The 22,202-nt window shown below is 64.0% G+C and carries 18 protein-coding genes; 8 read left to right on the top strand and 10 right to left on the bottom strand.

Annotated elements, in window-relative coordinates; all coding sequences use genetic code 11:
- Window positions 1-42: 42 nt before the first annotated feature.
- The 3 genes from JM946_RS16045 to JM946_RS16035 are packed head-to-tail and all read left to right on the top strand — an operon-like array spanning window position 43 to window position 3,493.
- Window positions 43-1,497, top strand: coding sequence for a sensor histidine kinase (locus tag JM946_RS16045; protein WP_203168353.1), 1,455 nt, complete (start codon window positions 43-45; stop codon window positions 1,495-1,497).
- 6 nt (window positions 1,498-1,503) lie between these two features.
- Window positions 1,504-2,187 carry a hypothetical protein gene (locus JM946_RS16040; protein WP_203168352.1) on the top strand — a complete coding sequence of 228 codons (684 nt, stop codon included), beginning with the start codon at window positions 1,504-1,506 and terminating at the stop codon, window positions 2,185-2,187.
- Window positions 2,156-3,493 (top strand): sigma 54-interacting transcriptional regulator, encoded by a 1,338-nt coding sequence (locus JM946_RS16035; protein ID WP_322110941.1) that lies wholly within the window; start codon window positions 2,156-2,158, stop codon window positions 3,491-3,493. The genes JM946_RS16040 and JM946_RS16035 overlap by 32 nt, the downstream gene beginning before the upstream one ends.
- Window positions 3,494-3,496: 3 nt before the next feature.
- Here the strand turns inward: JM946_RS16035 and JM946_RS16030 are convergent, their stop codons facing one another.
- Entirely contained in the window at window positions 3,497-4,513 is a 1,017-nt protein-coding gene (locus JM946_RS16030) for a UDP-glucuronic acid decarboxylase family protein (protein ID WP_203168350.1), read from the bottom strand.
- Between the two features lie 229 nt (window positions 4,514-4,742).
- The gene (locus JM946_RS16025) at window positions 4,743-5,900 is read right to left on the bottom strand and encodes a PQQ-dependent sugar dehydrogenase (RefSeq protein ID WP_203168349.1); all 1,158 of its coding nucleotides are present in this window, start codon (window positions 5,898-5,900) and stop codon (window positions 4,743-4,745) included.
- A 66-nt stretch (window positions 5,901-5,966) separates the two neighbouring features.
- On the opposite strand from JM946_RS16025, the gene JM946_RS16020 reads away from it, so the two are divergent.
- Window positions 5,967-6,689, top strand: coding sequence for a YdcF family protein (locus JM946_RS16020; protein WP_203168348.1), 723 nt, complete (start codon window positions 5,967-5,969; stop codon window positions 6,687-6,689).
- Window positions 6,690-6,819: 130 nt separating this feature from the next.
- On the top strand, window positions 6,820-8,868 hold the full coding sequence (locus JM946_RS16015) for a Gfo/Idh/MocA family oxidoreductase (protein ID WP_203168347.1): 2,049 nt from the start codon (window positions 6,820-6,822) through the stop codon (window positions 8,866-8,868).
- 100 nt (window positions 8,869-8,968) lie between these two features.
- Here the strand turns inward: JM946_RS16015 and JM946_RS16010 are convergent, their stop codons facing one another.
- The 8 genes from JM946_RS16010 to JM946_RS15975 form a co-directional block, all read right to left on the bottom strand.
- The gene (locus JM946_RS16010; protein WP_203168346.1) at window positions 8,969-9,634 is read right to left on the bottom strand and encodes a PEP-CTERM sorting domain-containing protein; all 666 of its coding nucleotides are present in this window, start codon (window positions 9,632-9,634) and stop codon (window positions 8,969-8,971) included.
- Between the two features lie 293 nt (window positions 9,635-9,927).
- Window positions 9,928-11,475 (bottom strand): oligosaccharide flippase family protein, encoded by a 1,548-nt coding sequence (locus JM946_RS16005; RefSeq protein WP_203168345.1) that lies wholly within the window; start codon window positions 11,473-11,475, stop codon window positions 9,928-9,930.
- On the bottom strand, window positions 11,472-13,007 hold the full coding sequence (locus JM946_RS16000) for an ArnT family glycosyltransferase (protein ID WP_203168344.1): 1,536 nt from the start codon (window positions 13,005-13,007) through the stop codon (window positions 11,472-11,474). Before JM946_RS16000 ends, JM946_RS16005 begins: the two co-directional genes overlap by 4 nt.
- The gene (locus JM946_RS15995; RefSeq protein ID WP_203168343.1) at window positions 13,007-14,224 is read right to left on the bottom strand and encodes a glycosyltransferase family 4 protein; all 1,218 of its coding nucleotides are present in this window, start codon (window positions 14,222-14,224) and stop codon (window positions 13,007-13,009) included. Before JM946_RS15995 ends, JM946_RS16000 begins: the two co-directional genes overlap by 1 nt.
- 6 nt (window positions 14,225-14,230) lie before the next feature.
- The gene (locus JM946_RS15990; RefSeq protein WP_203168342.1) at window positions 14,231-14,989 is read right to left on the bottom strand and encodes a hypothetical protein; all 759 of its coding nucleotides are present in this window, start codon (window positions 14,987-14,989) and stop codon (window positions 14,231-14,233) included.
- Window positions 14,990-15,003: 14 nt separating this feature from the next.
- Window positions 15,004-16,053, bottom strand: coding sequence for a Gfo/Idh/MocA family protein (locus tag JM946_RS15985; protein ID WP_203168341.1), 1,050 nt, complete (start codon window positions 16,051-16,053; stop codon window positions 15,004-15,006).
- Between the two features lie 68 nt (window positions 16,054-16,121).
- Window positions 16,122-17,237: a zinc-dependent alcohol dehydrogenase gene (locus JM946_RS15980; RefSeq protein WP_203168340.1), complete on the bottom strand. Its 1,116-nt coding sequence runs from the start codon at window positions 17,235-17,237 to the stop codon at window positions 16,122-16,124.
- A 252-nt stretch (window positions 17,238-17,489) separates the two neighbouring features.
- Window positions 17,490-18,203, bottom strand: a complete 714-nt coding sequence (locus JM946_RS15975; protein WP_203168339.1) for a GDSL-type esterase/lipase family protein — start codon at window positions 18,201-18,203, stop codon at window positions 17,490-17,492.
- 172 nt (window positions 18,204-18,375) lie between these two features.
- Between JM946_RS15975 and JM946_RS15970 the strand changes: the two genes are divergently transcribed.
- The 3 genes from JM946_RS15970 to JM946_RS15960 are packed head-to-tail and all read left to right on the top strand — an operon-like array spanning window position 18,376 to window position 22,201.
- The gene (locus JM946_RS15970; protein WP_203168338.1) at window positions 18,376-19,572 is read left to right on the top strand and encodes a glycosyltransferase family 4 protein; all 1,197 of its coding nucleotides are present in this window, start codon (window positions 18,376-18,378) and stop codon (window positions 19,570-19,572) included.
- Entirely contained in the window at window positions 19,572-20,798 is a 1,227-nt protein-coding gene (locus tag JM946_RS15965) for a glycosyltransferase (protein ID WP_203168337.1), read from the top strand. The genes JM946_RS15970 and JM946_RS15965 overlap by 1 nt, the downstream gene beginning before the upstream one ends.
- Window positions 20,795-22,201, top strand: a complete 1,407-nt coding sequence (locus JM946_RS15960; protein WP_203168336.1) for a phenylacetate--CoA ligase family protein — start codon at window positions 20,795-20,797, stop codon at window positions 22,199-22,201. Before JM946_RS15965 ends, JM946_RS15960 begins: the two co-directional genes overlap by 4 nt.
- Window position 22,202 lies beyond the last annotated feature (1 nt).

Below are 22,202 nucleotides of genomic sequence, written 5' to 3'. Positions count from 1 at the left end.
GGATGCGCAATGCAGCCACTTCGAGCGCTAGAATCCGCCCCCATGCGTTTGCCCCGCCCCAGCTCTCTGAACAGCCTGATGCTGACCGGTTTCGCGCTGGTTTCCATCCCGCTGCTGCTCGGGGTGGTGATCGCCGCGACCAAGGTCCGCAATCTCTCCGAAGAGAGCGCCACGTTGGTTCGCAGCGGCGTGCAGACCACGCATTACACTCAGCAGCTGTTTCAGCAGATCGCGCCGATCGAGCGCAGCGCCAAGCTGTATCAGGTGCTGAACGATCCGGGTCTCCTCGATGTCTACAACGACAGTCGCGAGCGGCTGCTGGCCACGCTGGAGAGCATCGAGACGGTCGCCGTCGATCCTGAGCATGGGCTGCAACTGCGAGCGCTGCGCAGTTCGTTGCGACGGATCGACGCCGCCCTGCTCTCGCCGGCGCCGGCCTCGCCCGAAACGGTGCGAGACGCGGTCGAGGCGATCGCGCCGATGTGGCAGGCAGCGTTCGCGCTGTCGGCGGTCACGGGAGAACAGGTCGAGACCGGATTGTCACGGCTGCAGCAATCGACCGCGGACACGCAGAAATATCTGTTCTGGCAGTCGGCGGTGCTGATCCTGCTCACGGCGATGCTGGTGGGCGTGTTTACGTTCCTGCTGATGCGACCGATCCGCCAGATCGACCTGGCGATCAGCCAGCTCGGCAAAGGCACGTTCTCGCGACCGATCGCGGTGCGCGGCCCGACCGACCTGGTGAATCTGGGCCGGCAGCTGGAATGGCTGCGGGTGCGGCTGCTGGAATTGGCGCAAGAGCGCAATCGATTCCTGCGACATATGTCGCATGAGTTGAAAACTCCGCTTGCCAGTATTCGCGAGGGCACGGAACTGCTGATGGACGGCGCGGTCGGTGAGCTGGACAGCGCGCAGCGCGAGGTCACCACCATCCTGCGCGACAATGGCATCAAGCTGCAGCAGCTGATCGAGAACCTGCTGGAATTCAGCGCCTGGCAGGCGCGGCATTCGGGGCTGGAGATTTCCGAGTTCCGGTTGCGGCCGCTGATCAAATCGGCGCTGGAGACGCATCAGCTGACCTTGCTGGCGCAGCGGGTGCACCTGGATCTGAAAGTACAAGATATCGAGCTGCACGCCGATCGGGCCAAGCTCAAGCTGATTCTGGATAACTTGCTGTCGAACGCGCTCAAATACAGCCCTCGAGGCGGGACCATTTTCATTCATGCCAAAGCGGACAAGGAACAGCTGGTGCTCGATGTCGCCGATACCGGCCCCGGCATCTCCAAGGATGAGCGCTCTGCGATCTTCGATGCGTTCTATTCCGGCCGTGCGCCGGTCTCCGGTCATCTCAAAGGCACTGGCATCGGCCTGTCGGTGGTCTCGGAATTCGTGCAGGCCCACGGCGGCTCGATCGAGATCCTGGACGGCATGTTTCCGGGCGCGCATTTCCGCGTCCGGCTGCCGCTCGCGCCCGCACTCGAAAACGAGCCGGCATAGCGGGCCATGATGAAGCTCAATCGCACTTCCCGTCTGCTGTCGATCTGCGTGGCGATGCTGCTCCTGCAAGGCTGCGCGCTCATCGAGCGTCTGCGCACCGAAGCACAGGCGAATGCCGCCGCCGAGAACGCGCCGATGGCGAGCGCGCCGGTGAGCGGCAATGCGCCTGCTTATCTGGACATCATGAACAATCTGAGCACGCCGGATCCGGCGCGCCAGGCCGATTTGTTTTATGAGGTCGAGCGCGAATACACGCGCGCGCCGACCACTGCGAGCACGTTGCGTTATGCCGTTGCACTGGTCACAGCTGGCCATCCCGCAAGTAGTCCCTCAGAGGGCAAACGTTTGCTGGAAACGCTGCTGGCCACCCCGGAGCGGCTCACGCAGGATGAGCGCACGCTTGCCGCAGTATTGCTGCATGAGACCGATGTTAGATTGAAGCTCGAGGCCGAAAATCGTCGGTTGCTTGCGACACTCGACGACCGCAGTCGAACGCAGGCAAACTCGGACAAGCGCATTCAGGCGCAGATCGAAGAGAACCAACGTCTGCGTCGTGCCCTCGCCGAAGCCCAGCAGAAGCTGGACGCGATCAAAGAAATCGAGAGGTCTATCATTGAACGCAGTCCCACGCCCCCTGGCAATCGCGATGCCGCCCCAAGTGAAACGCAAAGCCCGTCTGCTAGTCGTTGACGACGATCCGGGGCTGCTCCGGCTGCTCACGATTCGCCTGCGTGCCGAGAACTACGAGGTCGACGCTGTCGAAAGCGCGGCCGCGGCGCTCGCCGCCCTCGCCCGTGTGCGCCCGGATCTGGTGATCACCGATCTGCGCATGGACCAGATGGACGGCATCGGTTTGTTGAAAGAGATCCAGAGCCGGGCCCCCGGCCTGCGGGTCATCATCCTGACCGCCCACGGCACCATTCCGGATGCGGTGCAGGCGACCCAGAGCGGCGCGTTCGCCTTCCTGACCAAGCCGGTCGACAAGCAGGAACTGCTCGATCAGGTGCAGAAGGCGCTCAAGGTCTCCGGCTTCGCCGACACCACCGAAGACTGGCGCAGCGAGATCATCACGCGCAGCGCCGTGATGGAAGAGCGCATGGCCCAGGCCCACATGGTGGCCGGCACCGATGCGCGCGTCATGATCACTGGCGAGAGCGGCACCGGCAAGGAACTGCTCGCTCGCGCCATCCACAAGGCGAGCCCGCGTCGCAATCGTCCGTTCGTGGCCATCAACTGCAGCGCCATGGCGGAGAACCTGCTGGAGAGCGAGCTGTTCGGACATGTGAAGGGCGCGTTCACCGGCGCCATCCGCGAGCATCGCGGCCTGTTCCAGGCGGCTGACGGCGGCACCCTGCTGCTCGATGAGATCGGCGACATGCCGATGCGTCTGCAAGTGAAGCTGCTGCGCGTGTTGCAGGAGAATCAGGTGCGCCCGGTGGGCAGCACCGATGCGACCACCGTCAACGTGCGCATCATCTCCGCGACCCACCGCGATCTGAAGCAGCTCATCATGGGCGGCCATTTCCGCGAAGATCTGTACTACCGCTTGAACGTGGTGCACATCGAGATGCCCTCGCTCGCCAAGCGTCGCGAGGACGTGCCGCTGTTGGTGTCGCACTTCCTGGAGAAGGTCGCTCAGGAAACCGGCGAGCAACGGCACATCTATGCGCCGGAGGCGGTCGAGCTGCTGGTCAGCGCCGAGTGGCCGGGCAATGTGCGTCAGCTGGAAAACGTGGTTCGTCAGAACGTGGCGCTCGCCACCAGCCCCATCATCAGCGCGGAGCTGGTGCAGGCGGCGCTGGGCGGCGGCCCCACTCGCCTGCCCTCCTTCGATGAGGCGCGCGATGAGTTCACCCGTAACTATCTGTCGCAGATCCTGCAAATCACCGGCGGCAACGTGAGTCAGGCGGCCCGCCTGGCGAAACGCAATCGCACGGACTTCTACAAGCTGCTCGCGCGTCATCAGCTGACGCCGGAAGACTTCAAGCAGCGTTGAGCATCACGCCCGCGCCACCGCGCGGGCGTCTCCTCCGGGCAACGACGCGACTCGGACCGCCTTCTTGGGCGCGCTGATCAGTTTGTCGAAATATTCCACCGTCCGCGCCAGCCCCTCCTTCAACGGCACCTTGGGCGTCCAGCCCAGCAGCTGCTGCGCCTTCTCGATATCCGGCCGCCGCTGCCTCGGATCGTCGACCGGCAACGGCTGGCGCACGATCCTGGATTTCGAGTTGGTGATCTCCAGCACCGCCTCGGCCAGCTCCAGCATGGTGAATTCGCCGGGATTGCCGATGTTGATCGGACCGGTGACCGGATCGGGACTTTTCATGAGCAACAAGAACGCCTCGATCATGTCGTCGACGTAACAGAACGCGCGCGTCTGGCTGCCATCGCCATAGATGGTGATGGGCTCGCTCTGCAGCGCCTGCACGATGAAGTTCGACACCACGCGGCCGTCGTTGGGATGCATGCGCGGACCATAGGTATTGAAGATGCGCGCGACCTTGATGCGCAGCCGGTGCTGCCGGTAGTAATCGAAGAACAACGTTTCGGCGCAGCGCTTGCCCTCGTCGTAACAAGAGCGCAGCCCGATCGGATTGACGTTGCCCCAGTACTCCTCCACCTGCGGATGCACCGAAGGATCGCCATACACCTCCGAGGTCGAGGCCTGCAGGATCTTCGCTCCCACGCGTTTGGCGAGGCCCAGCATGTTGATCGCGCCGTGCACGCTGGTCTTGGTGGTCTGCACCGGATCGTGCTGGTAATGGATCGGCGAGGCGGGGCACGCCATGTTGTAGATCTCGTCCACCTCCACATACAGCGGAAAAGTCACATCGTGACGCATCAGCTCGAAGCCGGGCCGATCGATGAGCTGCGAAATGTTGACCTTGGAGCCGGTGAAGAAGTTGTCGACGCACAGCACGTCGTGACCGTCCGCCACCAGGCGGTCGCACAGATGCGAGCCGAGAAAGCCCGCGCCGCCAGTAACCAGGACTCGTTTGGTGGTGAACTGTTTCATGACTTGATTTCCCGCTGAAGCGTCGGCGCGCGACATACGCCCGACCAGGGGAAAACCTGTCGCCGATGAAACGGTTCCTTCAAAGTAGCTGATTGCGGCTCGAACGCCGCTGCAAACGTTCCAAGCGCACCTCAACGTGGAATCATTTCTTAACTTGAGACAAATCTTGCAGATGCTGAGCGCCGCGACTGCGCCATCGTAAGTACTCTGCTGGCAGCGTCTGCAATGCTCAGGGCGCGGCGCGATCGAGCTTCAGAAGGCGACCTTTCGGGCTGTCCGTGAGCACATACAAACAGCCATCCGGGCCCTGGCGCACATCGCGGATGCGCTCCTTGAGCTCGGTCAACAAACGTTCCTCATGAACCACCCGCTCGCCGTCGAGCTCGAGCCTGACCAGCATGCCGTAGAGACCGCCGACAAAAACATTTCCTCGCCAGGGCGCCAGCCGATCGCCGGTGTAGAAGGCAAGACCCGTGGTCGCAATCGATGGCACCCAGACCTTCACCGCACTGGCGATGCCGGGGCGCTCGGTGGCTACGCCGAGCGGCTCGCCCGAATAGGCGATGCCGTGAGTCACGAGCGGCCAACCGTAGTTCGCACCGGCTCGCACGATGTTGAGCTCATCGCCGCCCTTGGGCCCGTGTTCCACCGCCCACAGCTCGCCTGTCTGCGGATGCAGCGCCGCGCCCTGCACATTGCGATGGCCGTAGGACCAGATCTCCGGCGCCGCGCCGGCCACGCGCCAGAATGGATTGTCGGGGAGCGCCTTGCCGTCACGATCCAGGCGCACGATCTTGCCGAAATGAGTTTCAAGGTCCTGGGCGCGGACGGCGAAGTGACGCGCCTGCCGCTCGCCCAATGTCACAAACAGCGCACCATCGCGCGCGAACACCAGGCGTGAGCCAAAGTGGCCATGGCTCTCGACACCGGGCGTCTGGCGGAATATCACTTTTACGTCTTCGAGACGGTCGTTCACCAACCGGCCGCGCGCCACGCTCGTGCCGCTGCCCTCGGCGCGACGCTCCGCATACGACCAGAACACCTGGCGCGATTCGGCGAAATCTGGCGCGAGGACCACATCGAGCAAGCCACCCTGCCCACGCGCCGCCACGGCCGGCAGTCCTGGCAGCGGCGCGGATAATTCTCCGTCGCCATTGACGATGCGCATCCGACCCGGCCGCTCGGTGACGAGCATCCGACCGTCGGGCAGGAAGGCGACGGACCACGGATGCTCGAGCCCGCTCGCGACCGTCTCGACGCGCAATGCAAAACGCTCGCTCGAAACAGGTCGCTCCTGCGCGTGCGTCGCGAGCGCAGACAGGGCAAGCAAACATCCAAGCGTCGCGGCGCTCCCAGAGCGCTGGCTCACGATCCGTTTGTGTAGCATCGAAACTCCAACAACGATTCCGCCACACCCGGCAAAATCACTTCGAGGAGCATAGGGGAGACTGCGTTGAGCGAGATAGTCCTGCCGTCGGGTGCGGCGTATCTGTTGTTTGTGCTGGGTCTGCTCGCCTACGCGTGGCCCCGGGCGCGACGCGCCTCCTGGGGGTTGCTCGCGGCGTCCGGAACGCTGACGTTCGTGTTCTCCTCCGGCATGACCGCCGCCTCGCTGATGAGCCCGCTCGAATACGCCTATCCCACGGTGCACGATGGGCGCCAGTTTCCCGAGGCGCGCCACATCGTCGTGCTGACCGGCTGGGCCGCCGAAGATCCGGAGATGCCGCTGAGCGGCAGGCTCAGCGCGTCCGCCGCCTATCGCATCCTGATGGCGCTGGAGCTGTATCACGACCGGCCCGATTGCAACGTGGTCGTCACCGGCGACCCGACGACGACGCGGACCATGGGCGCCGTGCTCGAGAAACTCGGCGTGCCTCGCGAGAAGCTGGTGCTCGAAAGCCGTTCGCTCACCACGGCCGAAAGCGCCGCCCAGCTACGTCCGCTGGTGGGCGATGCGCCATTCTTTCTGGTCACTTCGGCCGGACATTTGCCGCGCGCCATGGCGGCCGTCGAGCGGCAGCAGTTGCATGCCGTCCCGGCGCCGACCGATCATCAGCTGCCGCATCGGTGGTCGCTCGCCGAGCCCTGGCCCTCGCCCAACTCTCTCGGGGTCTCGGATCTGGCCGTGCACGAGTATCTGGGCCGCCTGTACTACCGACTTAGGGGCCGCGCATGAAGTCGTTCTGCCGCTAAGCTGCGCGGTTTCCACGGCTTCGAGCCAACCTGTGAACGTGTGGGTCACATCCCACCCAGGAGGCCGGCCCGGCGGGTAAACTCCCCGCCGTTTTTCGCATCGGCGGGGTGTCATGAGCAAGGAACTTCGGGTCGCGATTCTGGGCGGCGGCAAGATGGCCCAGAAGCACGGAACAGCCATCCGGCTGCAGCCGGGGGCGCGCTTCGTTGCGGTAGGCGACCCGTTTCTGACGGCCGAGGAGATCAAGGAGCGCTTCGGCGCCGACATCCAGGCCTATGCCGATGCGGCCACCTTGCTGCAGGAGGTGAAGCCGGACATCGTGCATATCGTCACTCCGCCGCACACCCACTACGAGCTCGCCAAGCAGTGTCTGCTGGCCGGCGCGAGTGTCTATGTCGAAAAGCCGTTTGCTTTGAACCGGCGTGAAGCCGCCGAGATTCTCGATCTCGCCGCAAGTCGCGGTCTGCGCGCCTGCGCCGCCCATCAGGTGTTGTTCCAGCGCGCCGGGCAGCTGTATCAGCAGTACCTGCCGATGATCGGCGATTTGATCCACGTCGAGAGCTACTTCTCGTTCAAGCCGGTGCGGCGCCGGCCCGATGGCGGCGCGCCGCTGTCGGCGGTCGACCAGTTGATCGACATCCTGCCGCATCCGGTTTATCTGTTGTTGAGTGCCCTGGAGCATGAGCCTGGCGCCATGCCGCAGCTCGCCTCCTTCGAAGTCGCCCACGAAGGCGAAGTGCGCGCCGTGATTCGCAGCGGCAAAACGTTGGCCACCCTGATCGTCACGCTGCGGGGTCGGCCAGTGGAGTCCTACCTGCGCGTGGTCGGCACCAACGGTTCGGTGACCGCCGACTTCATTCTGGGCGACATCGTCAAATCCTTCGGCCCCGGCGCGTCCGCCCCGGCGGTGGTGTTCAAGCCCTTCAGCCAGTCGTCACAAAAATTCTGGGGCAGCGTGGGCGGCGTGGGTCGCCTGCTGTTCCGTCGCCAGAAGAGCTATCCGGGCCTGGGCGAGTTGCTCGAGCGCCTCTACAACAGCGTCCGCTCGCCCTCTGCGCCGCTGCCGATGGAGCGCGCGACGATCATGAACACCGTGCAGATCTGCGAAGAGATCTCACAACGCCTGCATGCGGTGGACGCGCGGGCCGAGGAAGAAGCCCGACGCAGTTTGGAAGAACGCACGGCTCGCCTGCCGCGCGTGGATCATTCCCGTGGCGTGGTACTGGTCACGGGCGGATCGGGCTTCCTGGGCCGTCCGACGCTGCGAGAACTGCGGCAGAGAGGCTGGCCGGTGCGGGCGCTGGTGCGTCGTAAACCGTCGGCCCGGGCGCAGGTGCCCGGCGTCGAATATGTCGAAGGCGATCTCGGTCGCGAAGTGCCGCCCGAGGCGCTCAAGGATGTTTCTGTCGTCGCTCACCTGGCCGCCGAAACGGCCGGCAACCAGGCGGCGCATGAGCGCAACTCGATCGTGGCCACTCGAAATCTGTTGGACGCCATGCAGCGCGCCGGCGTGCGCCGACTTATCAACATCAGCAGCGTCGCGGTGCTGAAGCCCGGCCCGAGCGTGTTGCAGGAAGATTCCCCGGTGGATCGCGGCAATCTGGCGCGCGGCCCGTACGTTTGGGCCAAGGCCGAAGCCGAAGCCATCGCCATCGAGCACGCGGCGACTGGCGTCGTTGACGTTCGCACGATCCGCTTGGGACCTCTGGTGGACTTCGAGGACTTCACTCCGCCGGGTCGATTGGGCCGCGACGTGGTGCGCCTGTTCGTCGGCATGGGCGGACCGTCGAAGCCGCTGAGCGTGTGCGACGTCCACACGGCCGCGAAAGTAATCCGCTCGTATGCCGAATCGTTCGAGGCCGCCCCGCCGATGGTGAATCTGGTGGAAGTCCCGCCGACCACCCGTGGCGATCTGGCCAACCGGCTGCGCAAGAGCCGACCGGAGCTGAAGTTCTTCTGGATGCCCTTCCCGGTGCTGAAGATGCTGAGCGGACTTGCGGTCCTGCTGCAAAAGGCGCTGCGCCCGGGCAAGCCGGCGTTGGATCTGTATGCGGCGTTCAAGTCGGAGAACTATCACCCGGCCGTGGCTCAGCGAGTCATCGCCGCGGCCAACACCGCGCCGCCGGCGCCGATCGAGGAGCGTTCCGAAAGCGCGGCTTGATCGAAGAGTCTCCCGCCCAAACGAAAACGCCACCGCGATTGCGGTGGCGTTTTGCTTCATCCCTCTGTAGCAGAGTTGTGCGTCAGAGGCGAATCGAGGCTCAGGCCTTGCGGCGGCGACGGGCCATGCCCATGCCGACCAGGCCCAGACCCAGCAGCGCCAGCGAGGCCGGCTCCGGCACATTGGCGGGAGTCGTGCCCGCACCGGTCACCACTTCGAGGTTGTCGATAGCGACACCGCCGGAGAAGCCGAGGCCGGAGCGGCTGGTGAAGCGCAGGCCTTCGAACACGACCGACACCACGTTGGTGAAGATCGAAGGCAGCGTGAAGTGCTCGAAGTCGATGACGCCACCCACGCCGTCCGCGGTGATGCCATCGAGCATCAGGTCCAGGCTGGCGGTGGTGCCGTCGAGCCACGTGCCGATGATACGGAGGAACTCCGCGTTCGGCCGATCGCCGCCGTCGTTCGGATAGAACTCCGAAGCATCCAGCGACAGCAGCGAGAACGTGCCGCCGTCCTGACGCGTCATGGTGATCGGCGAGCCGCGCCCGGACTCATAGCCCAGGTGCGTGGTGCCGTTGGAGGCCACCAGGTCCCAGTGGCCGCAGCCATAGGTGTGCATGTGGCTCGAGGTGAAGGAGTACTCCCCGGAATTCACCATCGTCGTAATGGCTTCGTGGGCAGGAATCTCATCGAACGTCACGATGTCGGCATTGGCCAGCCCGCAAACCGAGAGCAGCGAGGCGACAAACAGGGGCCGTAACATATCTTCTCCTGATAATGGGATCTTTGATTTTCTGGCGATCGTGGCGCCTCCCGTGAAGCTCGCCCGATCGCTGCTGCGTACTATCAAGCAAGCGCCATACCAACTTCCCACGCAGCACCGCCAAAACACCTACAACTGCCCTTCTGACTGCCGTTTTGTGACATATCACCCACAAAATTCGCACGAGCCGGCGTCGAAACCGGCATTCTGCCGGCATCGCCGGGGAGAAACGGCAAGGTCGGGAACCTGAGATGTAAAGCAAGCCGACAGCAGAACGCGATCGGCCAGGGACTTCAGCTGATGGCTCGCGCCGAACGACGCAGCCCGATCTTTCGGAGCACCATCTGACGCTCCTCCGCCGTCAAGCCGATCGCGTACACGCTCGGCGCATAGATCACGAGCAGCAGCGCCACCGCCACGGCGAATTCGAATAGATTGGACAGGTGCACGCTGCGGTGGATCCACACCGCCGCCAGAGCGAAGGGAATGCCCGCCAACAGCGGCCGCAGGTACACCCCGGCGATGTAGCGCGACACGGGCAGCCCGAGGATGGATCGCAGCAGGCAGGGCAGCACGATCATCACCAGCAGCACGTGCGGAATGGCCTGCCCCACCGCCACGCCCGGCAATCCCATGGACTTCGCCAGCAGCACCGTCAGGATCACCATGATGACGGCCTCGCCCAGGCGCAGCCAGGCGAGCGCCGCGTGTCGCCCGATGCCATACAGAATGTTCACGACGACGTTGTGCGGCGAAGAAAAAATCTGCGTGAATGCGAGAATCGGCAGCACCGTGGCGACGGGCTCGGCGAACGACGGCCCCATCCACAAGCCGACGAACTGAGCGCCGAGAATGGCGAGCGTCAAAGCGATCGGCAGAGCGATCAGCACATTCAACTTGGCGCCGGCTAGAAACAATTTCGACAGCTCGCTGGTGCGGCCGCTCGCGTGCAGCTCGCTCGACACCGGCAGGAAGACGCGTGCGCTGGTGCCGACCAGCGTCTTCAGATACTGAGTCAAGGTCGCCGCGATCGAATAGAACGTCACCGACTGGATCGCCATGGTCATGCCGACGATCAGCACGTCGGAGGAGAACACGATCTTCTGGGCGATGCTGTGGACGAACGAATAGAAGCCGTAGCCGACGATGCGACGGACCATCGCGGGCAGCCGCCTGCCTCTGGGCAATGCCGGGCGCAGCTTCACGCCGCGTTGTTTCAGCAGCCGGATGGCCACGCCCATGACGATGAAGCCCAACAGCAGCGCCGTGCCGAACTGAATGGCCGACAGCGCGATCAGCCCGAAGCCCATCGACAACAGCGTCACGATCAGGGCCACGCGAATCAACTGAATGCCCATCTCCAGGCCGTTGGCGAGGTCGTAGCGACGCAGGCCCTGCAGCACGCCGAGAAAGATGTTGAAGAAGAACGACTGGGTGATGGTGAGCCCGGTGAACAGCACGGCCCAGCGGGTCTCGGTGTAATACTGCGGCTCGATCTTGAACGGACCGGGCACGGCCCACACCGCCAGTCCGGTGATCAACAAACAAAACAGGATGATGGGCAGATAAGTGAGCGCCGCGGTCGAGAGCACCGCATTGAGCTGGCCCGGCTGATCGCGCGTGCAGTACTTGGCGGTGTAGCGCACCACCGACTCGCGCACGCCGAAATCCAGCAGGTGCAGATAGCCGGTGAACTGCAGCGTCAGCGCCCAGATGCCGTAATGGACACTGCCGAGCTTGTTGACAACGAACGGCGAAAGAAAGAACGAAATGACGATGCTCAGGCCGAGCGCCGCCCAGTTCGAAGCAATCCCTCGTAATATGCTTTGGCCTCCGCTCATGATCCATCCGCGCTCGGCGCGGGAGCGATCGCCTGGTAGATCCGGCGTCCGTCGACCTCATGCACCACGCGGTAATGCCGCTGCAACGTCTGCTCGAGCATCTGCGCCTGGCTTGGCAACAGGTACCAGACCTGCTCGCGCTTCACGATGTATTCCGGATGCGTGGCAAGCAGCGCCTGCATCTCGCCGTCCGGCGTCGGCTCCGCGCCTATGTCGGCATTCAACAGCGACGGCTTGGAGATGTTCGAGGGATGGGTCACGATCTTCCTGGGCGGATCGACGTTGAGCAGCGCATAGGCGAGGTGATCTTCCAGCAGATAGACACTGCAGCCGTCGGCGCACGGCTGACGCAGATACGCAGCGATGCCAAACGAGGGGCCGTGCATCAGCTCGCCTCCGTTGGCGAGCCGTTGCCAGCTGCTGCGGTACTCGGCCGCGAGCGGCGCGAGCATCACAAGCGAGCAGACCGCGATCAGCGCCCATCCTGCCAACGCCCAGCCCCGATCCGCGAGCCACGCGTAAGCGATGCCTGCGAACAATGTCATGAAAGGCAGCAGGCCGATCAGATAATGCATGGGCGCGACGCCGCTGACCACGATTGACAGCCCCGTGGTCACCAACACAACGGTCGCGGTCCCCAGAGCCAGCCAACTGCCGCGCGCCTTGTCCGCCCGCGCCGCATTGATCGCCGTCAGGATACCGATGACGCCCATCACCCACGCGGCCACGCCGACGGCGAACTGCGGGCCGTCGAAGCCCCAGCGCATGCCCATCGCGTTGAACGCGTGTTGCAGGAAGTTCTCGAGCGGGCCGCTCTGCTCGGTGGCATATCGAAACGGCGCTTCGAACACCGAATACCAGAACAAGGGGAATTGACCGCTTAGCGCGTAGGGCGCGATGAAGGCCAGCAACACGGCGAGGCCGCCCACCCCGTAAGCGACTAACGCCTGCACGCAGCGGTTGATGCCGCCGGCGCGCTCGTGGAACGGAATCAGCACGGCGAAGGCAATCACCACGAACGCAAGATTCAAACGAACCAGTGTGGCGAACGACAGCAGCGCACCGATCAACACGTACCAGCCCAGCCCCCGACGCGTGAGCAACAGCCACAGCGCCGTCAGCACGGGCAGCGTGGCGATCAACTCAGAGGTGAGCGCTTGACCGGACGCCGTCGCGCACATGCTAAGCACGTACACGAGCGCTCCGAACACCCCCGCCCGATGCGAATGCAGTCGTCGCGCAATCCCATACACGACCGCAGCGGTGCCCAGCACCAGCAGCATCGCGGCGATTCGCACCATCAGCACGTCGTTACCGAGGCCGATGACGCCGGCGAAGAAAAAGAAAATGGCAGGCGGCTTCAGATCCCAGATGTGCTCGTAGGGCAGAAAGCCGTTGAGCAGCGCGTGCCCCATGAGGATGAAAGTGCTCTCGTCCCAGTCGATCACGTCGACAAAGAGATACGGCAGGCGCGTCACCAGCGTGAGCGCCGCGAGCGAGATCCACAGGGCTGGCGATTTGGCGTTGAGCATCAGGCGCGGGCGGCTATCAGGTCGCGATAGATCTGCTCGTAGCTGGCAGACAGCGCGCGGAGTGAATACGACCGTTCGACGAACCGACGCGCCTGATCGCCGACGCGCTGGGTGAGCTCGGGATTGCGCAGCAGCTCGATCAAGGTGCGCCCGAAGGCCGGCTCGTCCTCCAGGGCGAACATGAAGCCATTGCTGCCCTGCTCGATCAAATCCTCGGTGCCGCTGATCCTGGAAGCCACGCTCGGCAGCCCCGAGCTCATCGCCTCGAGCAACGCATTCGGCATGCCTTCCTGCTTGGACGGAAACAGAAAGATATCGGACGCGCGCAAGTAACTCGCGACCGCCAGATTGAAGCCCGTGAAGATCACCGAATCCTTCAAACCTTCGCGCTCGATGTAGCCGAGCAGCTCCTCGTAGTAGCGCCAGGCGCCTGCGTCGCTACGGTCGGGCAAGGGGCCGACGAGCACGAGTTGCGCATCGATCTGCTCCCGGCGCACCTCACGCCAGGCGCGCAGGGCGAGATCGACGTTCTTGCGCGAGATGATGATGCCGACGAAACAAACCGTCGGCTTGTCCGGCAACCCCAGGGACGCGCGCAGCTCGGATTTCTCTTGGCGAGTCGCGCACGGACGGTAGGTGTCGGTGTCCACGCCGTTGGGCATGAGGTACACCCGGCCGTTGGCGAACGAGTGGCGACTGAATTCGTCCTGGATGATCCGGCTGGTGGCGATGTAACGATCGAAGCGACTCACCATGTACCGATTGGCGCGGCCCCACAGCCGCCCCTGCCGGTCGAAGTCGATGTCACTGTTGGCCATCGCGACCTTCAAGAGCGAGCGCTTGCCGAGCAGACGCGCGACCGGGGATGCGATCGCATGCTGCAACGTTCCATGCGCGTGGATCACGTCGTAGCTGTTGCGTCGACGAATCAGAAACATCGCCAGTCTCAGCATGAACGACGGCACCTGCAGCGATGGGTCTTTCACCACGGGCAAGCGATACACCGGGATGCCGTCGACCAGTTCGTATTCCGCACTGCCAGTCATGTTGGCGCTGACCACGAACAGCTCCACGCCACGCGGCTGCAGATGCAAACTGAGATTGCGAGCTTGGATGGCCGAGCCGCTGTAATGCGGCGCATAGTAGTAGCTCAACATGCAGACGCGAACCGGTCGGGCCGCGTCTCTTACGCTAACCGAGGATGTGTCGGCGATCATGCAGCCTCACCCGCGCTTTGGCAGCACCGCCTCCGGGCGTCGCATCAAAAGCGCGATGGCGCGGCGGACGAACACGTCATAGGTCCCTCGCTGCGCGGGGTCGAACAGTCGCAAAGGATCCAATGAACCGCCGCGCATGTCGATGCCTTTTCTGTGCACATTGTTATAAAAGTCGACATTGATCGGCGCGGGCCGATGCGCAGCGAGCAACAGCCTGCCCCAGCGCGGCAGCGCCTCGAATATCACGTCGGTGACTTCGGCCTTGCCGCTCGCGTCCACCGCTGCGAAACCAACGCTGTCCGCAAGACGAGCCCTCAGATCGGCGAGCAGCTCGCTTGCCTCGCCGGCGGTAAGCACCTGCACGCCTTCGGGAGCTGCGTAGTTCGACGCCGCGCCAAGTTGCAGCACCGGCAGTGCGCCACGCAGCAACGCGGTCTCGCCCAAGAAATGTTCGAACGGCGACTCGGCGGTGTAGAGCGCAGCCTCGCCGATCTCGAGCTGCATCGTCTCCCACGCCCACAGCGAGATCGCCAGCGCCGGCACATGCAGCGCATGCTCCGCGCTCAAGTGGCCATCGATGGGAATGCACCGAGTGCTCTCGACCTCGACCGTGCTCACATCCGGACCGGGCAGCAGCGCGAGCACTCGCCCCGTCGCAGCGCCTTCGGCGCTTGCGACGCCATAGGTCTGCGGCGTGCCGCGTGCGGCAACCGGCGGCTGCACGCGTTCCACCGTCAGCTTGAACTGCGCTGTGTCATTGATCATTGCGGCCACGACTGCTACCTGACCGTTTCGAACTTTGGAATCTCGAGCGGCGCGCCGCGCTCGAGCGAGGCATAGGCGCTACGAATGAAAGCCAGGTTCTCCCAGCCTTCGCGGGAGGACACTTCCGGCTGGCCATCCGCCTTGCGCACGGCGGCGGCGAACTGGCGCACCCACTCGGCGGTCCAGCTGAACTCCGGAAATTTCTTCAGGGTGTACAGCTGGCCGGGGCGTTTGCCATCGATGGGCCGCGTCGAATAGAACGAGATGCCCTCGCCGTTCAGGATCAGGCTGCCGTTGGTGCCCCAGATGCGCTCTTCGGACTGCTCCGTGCCGCGCATGATCGAGCTGGCGCTGATCGAGCCGATCGCGCCGTTGTCGAGCCGATATGAAATCGAAATGATGTCTTCGACTTCCGCCGGCGAGCCGAGGGTGCCGTATTCGCTATAGATGCGCGACGCCTTGAGGCCGGTGAGGAAATAGATGTAATCGATGATGTGGCAGACATTCATGATCAGATAGCCGCCACCGCACTTCTCGCGCGAGGCGCGCCAGTTGTCCGGCGAGTTGCTGCGCGCGCCGGTCCAGTAGCCCGGGTCCTTGAACTGATGCGAAATGATCTGGATGCCGGTGATGGTGCCGAGCAGACCGGCGTCGATCAGCTCCTTGGCTTTGCGAATCTTGGGCAGATAGCGAAAGCTGTAGTTCACGGTGAGCTTCACGCCGTTCTCGCGGCAGGCGCGGATCATCTCTTCCGCTTCCTCGAGATTGTTCGCCATCGGCTTTTCCACCAGCACGTGCTTGCCGGCGTTGGCGGCCTGCACGGTCTGCGGCCGATGCAGATGATGCGGCGTCGAGAGCAACACCGCTTCGACTTCCTGGCTGCGCAGCAGATCTTCGTACGTGGAGAAGAACGGGGCCTTGAGCGCGCTCGCCATGTCGCGCGCGACCTTCTGATTGACATCGAAGACGCCGACGATCTTCGCCGCGCCGGACGTCGCCGCCTCGCGCGCATTTCGCTGCGCAATGGCGCCGGCGCCTGCAATACCAATTCTCAACGGTTCCACCGATGTCACCTCTGCAAGAAACTTTGTTCGATTTGCGCCGCGGCGCTGATGGCTCGATTACTGCGTGATCAGCGCGCGGCCTGCCAGTTGAAGCTGATCGCGACCTGATCGGCGCCGCCCTTGGCCAGCACTTCGAAAACGGCGTTGCATTCGTTGGGCGCGGCGTGCCATGTGATCAGATCGGCGACTTGCAAGCGACCGGCGTGCAGCAGATCCAGGAACAGCTTGCCTTCCTGCCGGTAGCTCCAGCGCGTCAGGCTGGCGTCGCGCTCGGGAATGGCGCTGATGTGCGCACCGATGATAGTGAGATTGCGCTGCTGGGTGGTGGACCAGATGTCCACGTCGCGACTCAAGCCGCGCGAGCTGCCCAACAACACGACCTTGCCGCCGTCGCGGGCGCATTGCATCGCAGTCGTGACGGCATCGGGGGTGCCCACCGCCTCGATGACGACGTCGGCCTGGATGTCATCGAGCACCTGGTTGCCCTTCTCGAGCGAAATGAATTCATCGGCGCCCGCGCCCGCGAGCGCTGTCTTGGCGCGACGGCGGCTCGGCGCCACCGCAATGACGCTCGATGCGCCGACGGCGCGCACCAGCCGATTGGCGAGCTGGCCGATCAAGCCCTGGCCCACGACCGCCACGCGATCGCCTGCGGAGATCTTGGCTTTGCGAATGCCCTGCAAGGTGATGATGCCCAGTTCGATGAAGCTGGCCGACTCCGGTGCGACGCCCGGCGGAACACGAAACAACAATGCGGCCGGCACGGTCTCATCGCTCGAGTGATGCACTCGGCCCGCGACTTGGTCGCCCACCGCAATGCCCTTCACATTCTTGCCCACGGCGACCACTTCACCGGCGGCGGAATATCCCGGCACATACGGAAACGGTCGACGCGCGCCCGGCAAACCGCACAGCACGGCGCGCTCGGTGCCCGGGCTCACCGTTGTGCGCGCAACGCGCACCTGCACTTCGTTCGGCGCGGGCGACAGGAACTCATAAGGCTCCAGGTGGGCGATCTCGAAATCCAGGAACTCGACATGCTTGCCATGCTGCACGCGCCGGCCGGAGCTCAGGCCCTGGATGCGGATCAGACCCCACATGAACAGGCGCTTGAGCGGCGGGCGGATCGCCACCGGCAGCTTGGAATAGATCGAGCCGAGCAGGTTGATGAGCCAGGTAGGCATTCTTGATTCTCAACGGGCCCTTCGCGCCCCACGATTCTCGGTGACTTTGCAGCCCGCTAGTGGACACCAACCGGGCGCATTCAGGCACTAGGTCAAACGGACAGGATCCGCGCATGATCGCGTAGCCCGCCGGCGCGGGTCTGCGATGCAATGCTCACATTGCGTTGACGCATTTTTTTACGACGTTTGACGCATTTTTTTACGGTTCCTGCGGCGCATCCATGCGCCCGCCCCATTCGGGCGTCCTGCCCATCAAACCCTTGGCCTCAGCTGCGCCTGGGCATAATCGGTCAAGGCGGCATAGCCGGCGGGGCTGATGTGGGTGCCGTCCTCGCTCGAATACTCGAGCTTGCGAAAACCCTCGCCATCGTCGAACACCTTCTCGAAATCCCACAGGCGCAGGCCCTGCTCACGGGCATACGTCCGTAACCAGGCGTTCACATCGCGCACGTGCTCGTTGACCCAGGCGGTGTAGTTCTGCTTGCCGCGCAGGTTGTTGATGAACGCCACCACTCGATTGGTCAGGCCCACCGCCTCGCTGACCGTCACTTCGGTCGCCAGGATCACCTCGATGCCGTTCTCACGCGCCAGCCGCACCATCTCGCGGTAGTCCGCCTTGGCTTTTTCCTTGGTGGCCTCGATGCCGCCCGGCGGCGCGCGGTGCACGTTGTTGATGTGGCCCCAGATCAGCACGGCCTGCGGTTTGGCGGCGATCACGTCACGCTCGAAGCGCGCCAGCACCTGATGGGTCTCCTCGCCGCCTGCGCCCCGATTGACGACGCGATAGCCCGGCAGCGACGGCTCCTTCCAGCCGCCCACGTACGATGCGCCGGCCAGCACCAGAGTGGCCGTGGATGGGACCTGATTCACTTTGTGGACATCTCCGTCCTGCGAGGACTGTGAACTTGCGGCGCCGGCATATAGCAGCAGCCATGGCAGCAGCCAATAGAACTGTCGTCTGTACATGGATTCGTCCGCGTCGAGCGATGATACGAGCTGTCGGCAAAGACAACACCTGCGCCCCGCCGACCGCCAACTGAGTCACACGGACACCGCCCCTCTGCAGATATCATTCGCGGCTCCAGATCTGCTGACCGGTACCCGCGTGACCGAGCTGCCAAGAATACACGACAATCGAGTGAGTACCGACGCTCCCCCAGTACGCGGGACCCAGGCCGCCAGCCGTTCGAAGCCCGCCGTCGCGCGCAAGCGCCGGGTGCTGATCGTGGCTTCGACGCTGCACGTGGGCGGCGCCGAGCGCGTCATGGCGTGCCTCGCCAAGAACATCGATCGCCGGCGCTTCGACGTGAGCGTCTGTTACCTGAAAGAGAACGGCGTGGTCGGCGAGGAGATGCAACGCGAGGGCGTGGAGCTGCTGCCGTTGCCGGGCCGGGAATATGGCAAGCTGGATCGGCTGACCTTCATCAAGCTGCGCCGGCTGATCCAGCAGCGCGATTTCCACTTGATACATACGCACGACATGCACGGCTTCATGGATGGCTCGGCGTGTCGGCTGCTGACCCCGAGGGTCCGGCACATCCACACCTTTCATTTCGGCAACTACCCGCATCGTGAGCCGCATTTCAAGCGGGTCGAGCGCCTGTTCTGGCGCGTTCCGGATGCGCTGGTCGCAGTCGGCCACGCACAGGCACATTCGATTCGCACGTTGTACGACATTCCAGAACGGCGCATGCGCGTCTTGTGGAATGGGGTGGACGCGCCCGTGCCCCGCGTTTCGCCGGTCGTGCAGGCGGCGGTCGACGGCTGCAGCGATCCCATCATCGGCAGTATCAGCACGCTCATCCCACAAAAGGGCCTGCATCATCTGCTGGAAGCGGCGGTGAAACTGAGAAACCGGGGCGCCCGCTTCCGGCTGCTGATCGTGGGCGGCGGTCCGTTACAAACTCAGCTGCAGGAGCAGGCCGCGCAACTCGGGCTCGATCCGCAGCAGGTGCGCTTTCTCGGCTGGATCCCGGAGGCGTCCGACTGCGCCCTGCCGGCGTGCGATATCTTCGTGCAGTCTTCGCTGTGGGAAGCCATGTCGGTGGTGGTGCTCGAAGCCATGGCGCACGGGCGTCCCATGGTGATCACACGCGTCGGCGAAAATCCACATGTGATCGAGGATGGCAAGACCGGCCTGCTCGTCCCCTCGGCCGACTCGGATGCGTTGGCCGATGCCTTGTATCGCCTGCTGCAGGATCCCGAATGGGCCCGGCGTCTGGGCGCCGCGGCCCGCGTGCGCCATGCCGAGCGCTTCCAGGTGCGCAACATGGTCGAAGACTACCAAGCGCTCTACGACGAGATCCTGGGCAATCCGCCGACCGGCACTCACTGATGCGCATCACTTTCGTCACCCAGATCGTTCCGTATCCACCCCACGGAGGCGTGTTGCAGCGGGGCTTCAACCTCTTGCGCGAGCTCGGGCGCAAGCATGAAGTGCAACTGCTCGCCTTCCACCATCCCGATGAGTTGCCGCACGGCGAGCCGCTGGCTCGCAGTCGAGAGGTGCTCGGAGAGTTCTGCGCGGAGCTTGAATATTTTCCGCTGTGGCCCAAGCAGTCGTCAGTGCACAAGCTGGTCGCCTTCGCCGCGGGCGCGGTGTATTCGAAGCCGTTCGGCGTGCTCGCTCACAAGAGCACTGCGCTCGCCCGGCGGATCGATGAAATTTGCCGGACGCGCAAGCCGGATGTCCTGCATCTGGACACGATTGCGCTTGCGCCCTTCCGCCAGTACCGCGGCGATGTTCCGACCGTGCTCGCTCATCACAACATCGAGTCGCAGCTGATGAAGCGACGCGCCGAACATGAATCGAGCGCGGCGGCTCGAATGTATGTGCGAGCTCAGACAGAGCGCTTGGTTCGCTACGAGCAGCAGCAGGCCGACAAGTTCGCGCTCAACATCACCGTCTCGGAGGCCGATGCGCGGCTGCTGAAACAGATCTGCCCGGGAGCCAAAACGGCGGTGATCCCCAATGGCGTCGACACGGAATATTTCGCGCCTCGGCTCGGCGAAGAAACGCCGGCGCTGATCTACACCGGCGGGATGAACATGTTCGCGAATCGAGACGCGGTCGAGTGGTTCATCGACGCGATCTGGCCGAAGGTCAAGGCCGCGGTGCCCGAGGCTCGTTTCTTTGCCATCGGCCAGCGCCCGAGCCCTCGCATCCTCGCGGCGGCGGCGAGCGATCCTGCCATCGAAGCGCCGGGGTTCGTCGATGACGTGCGGCCGTGGGTTGCGAAATCCGCCGTCTACGTCGTCCCGCTACGCGTCGGCGGTGGCACGCGGCTCAAAATGGTGGATGCGATGGCGCAAGGCAAGCCTATCGTCGCCACGTCCGTCGGCGCCGAAGGCATCGATGGCGAGAACGGCCAGCATTTCCTGCTCGCGGACGACGCCGAGTCCTTCGCGCGCACGGTGATCGATCTGTTGCGCGATCCGAATCGTCGGCAACAGCTCGGCGCGTCCGCACGCGAGCGCGCCGAGCAGCGTTACGCCTGGCCCATGCTCAGCGAGGATCTGGCTCGTCACTACGCCCGCGTCGTCGAGGAGGCGAAGCGATGAATCCGGTGCTCAAGCGCCTATACGATCTGGCGCCCGCCTCGGTGCAGAGCGCGCTGGTCAGCGCGTTCAGCGCGCGACTGGAGCGTCAGCGCTACGGCGGGCGTTTCGAAGAATTCCGCGCGCTGCTCGAGGAAAGTCAGTGGTGGGATGCTCAGAAGATGCGCGAATGGCAAGACGAGAGGCTGCGCGCCATCGTTCGTCACGCAGCCGAGCACGTCCCGTATTATCGCGAGCTGTTTCGTCATCACGGCATCGATGCACAGAAATTCCGCGGGCAGGAAGATTTGCCCCGCATACCGGTGCTCACGCGTGAAACCATCCAGCGACGCAGCGAAGAACTGAAGTCCAGGCGCCCCGAGGATCGCCGTCTGACCCAGGGCCATACCAGTGGAACGACAGGATCGCCGCTGCAGATCTACTACAGCGACGACATGATCACCATGAACTACGCGGTGATGGATCGTCAGTATCGCTGGGCCGGCGCCCGATTGCAGCGTGACGGCGACCGCACCGCCGTGGTTCGAGGCAACGTGATCGTGCCTCTATCACAGAAGCGCCCGCCGTTCTGGCGTCACAACCGCAGCCTCAATCAGCTGCTGATGTCGAGCTTCCATCTCACGCCGGAGAACCTGGTCAGCTACTTCGAGGTGCTGCGCGAATTCAAGCCGGCGGTGATGGATGGCTATCCCTCCTCGCTGTACGTGCTCGCCAAAGTGCTCCTCAATCGCGGCGAGCGCCTGCCGGTCAAGGCAGTGATCACCTCCTCCGAAACGTTATATGACTTCCAGCGCGAGGCGATCGAAGCTGCGTTCCAGTGTCGCGTGTTCGATTACTACGCCGCCGCCGAGCGCGTAGTGTTCTCGGTCGAATGCGACAGGCACGAGGGCCATCACCTGTGCGAGGAGTACGGCGTCACCGAAATCTGCGACGAGGACGGCCAGCCCTTGCCTGCCGGACAGGAAGGCGTCATGGTCGGCACGTCGTTGCACAACATCGGCATGCCCATGCTGCGTTATCGCACCACCGACAGGACTGCATTCAAAACCCACGAATGCAGTTGCGGTCGACCGCTGCGATTGATGGAGGACGTGACCACCAAGGCCGAGGACCTGCTGCGTCTGAAGGACGGGCGGTTGATTCCTCCGTCGGTGCTCACGCATCCGTTCAAGCCGCTGGATTCGATCGAGGCTTCGCAGCTGGTGCAAACAGACCTTGACCGGCTGGTGGTGCGCCTGATACCGCGGCCCGAGTACAGTCAGCGCGATTCCGACCATCTGGTGCGAGAGCTCAAGGCGCGCCTGGGCGCCGACATGCGCGTCGAGATCGAAAAGGTCGAGCGGCTCGAGCGCACCGCGCGCGGCAAGTTCAAGTGGGTGATTTCGAAAGTGGATCTAGGTCTTTAAC

Origin of the sequence: Steroidobacter gossypii, assembly GCF_016801985.1 — a bacterium.
Taxonomy (GTDB): domain Bacteria; phylum Pseudomonadota; class Gammaproteobacteria; order Steroidobacterales; family Steroidobacteraceae; genus Steroidobacter; species Steroidobacter gossypii.
This window is presented reverse-complemented; position numbering and strand designations above follow the sequence as displayed.

Excerpts from the sequence above, each read along its gene's own strand:
- JM946_RS16040 (WP_203168352.1), top strand. The coding sequence starts at position 1,504 with ATGATGAAGCTCAATCGCACTTCCCGTCTGCTGTCGATCTGCGTGGCG.
- JM946_RS16005 (WP_203168345.1), bottom strand. The coding sequence starts at position 11,475 with ATGAGCGGAGGCCAAAGCATATTACGAGGGATTGCTTCGAACTGGGCG.
- JM946_RS16030 (WP_203168350.1), bottom strand. The coding sequence starts at position 4,513 with ATGAAACAGTTCACCACCAAACGAGTCCTGGTTACTGGCGGCGCGGGC.
- JM946_RS15980 (WP_203168340.1), bottom strand. The coding sequence starts at position 17,237 with ATGCCTACCTGGCTCATCAACCTGCTCGGCTCGATCTATTCCAAGCTG.
- JM946_RS15990 (WP_203168342.1), bottom strand. The coding sequence starts at position 14,989 with ATGATCAATGACACAGCGCAGTTCAAGCTGACGGTGGAACGCGTGCAG.
- JM946_RS16025 (WP_203168349.1), bottom strand. The coding sequence starts at position 5,900 with ATGCTACACAAACGGATCGTGAGCCAGCGCTCTGGGAGCGCCGCGACG.
- JM946_RS16000 (WP_203168344.1), bottom strand. The coding sequence starts at position 13,007 with ATGCTCAACGCCAAATCGCCAGCCCTGTGGATCTCGCTCGCGGCGCTC.
- JM946_RS15975 (WP_203168339.1), bottom strand. The coding sequence starts at position 18,203 with ATGTACAGACGACAGTTCTATTGGCTGCTGCCATGGCTGCTGCTATAT.
- JM946_RS15965 (WP_203168337.1), top strand. The coding sequence starts at position 19,572 with ATGCGCATCACTTTCGTCACCCAGATCGTTCCGTATCCACCCCACGGA.
- JM946_RS16010 (WP_203168346.1), bottom strand. The coding sequence starts at position 9,634 with ATGTTACGGCCCCTGTTTGTCGCCTCGCTGCTCTCGGTTTGCGGGCTG.
- JM946_RS16045 (WP_203168353.1), top strand. The coding sequence starts at position 43 with ATGCGTTTGCCCCGCCCCAGCTCTCTGAACAGCCTGATGCTGACCGGT.
- JM946_RS15960 (WP_203168336.1), top strand. The coding sequence starts at position 20,795 with ATGAATCCGGTGCTCAAGCGCCTATACGATCTGGCGCCCGCCTCGGTG.
- JM946_RS15995 (WP_203168343.1), bottom strand. The coding sequence starts at position 14,224 with ATGATCGCCGACACATCCTCGGTTAGCGTAAGAGACGCGGCCCGACCG.
- JM946_RS16015 (WP_203168347.1), top strand. The coding sequence starts at position 6,820 with ATGAGCAAGGAACTTCGGGTCGCGATTCTGGGCGGCGGCAAGATGGCC.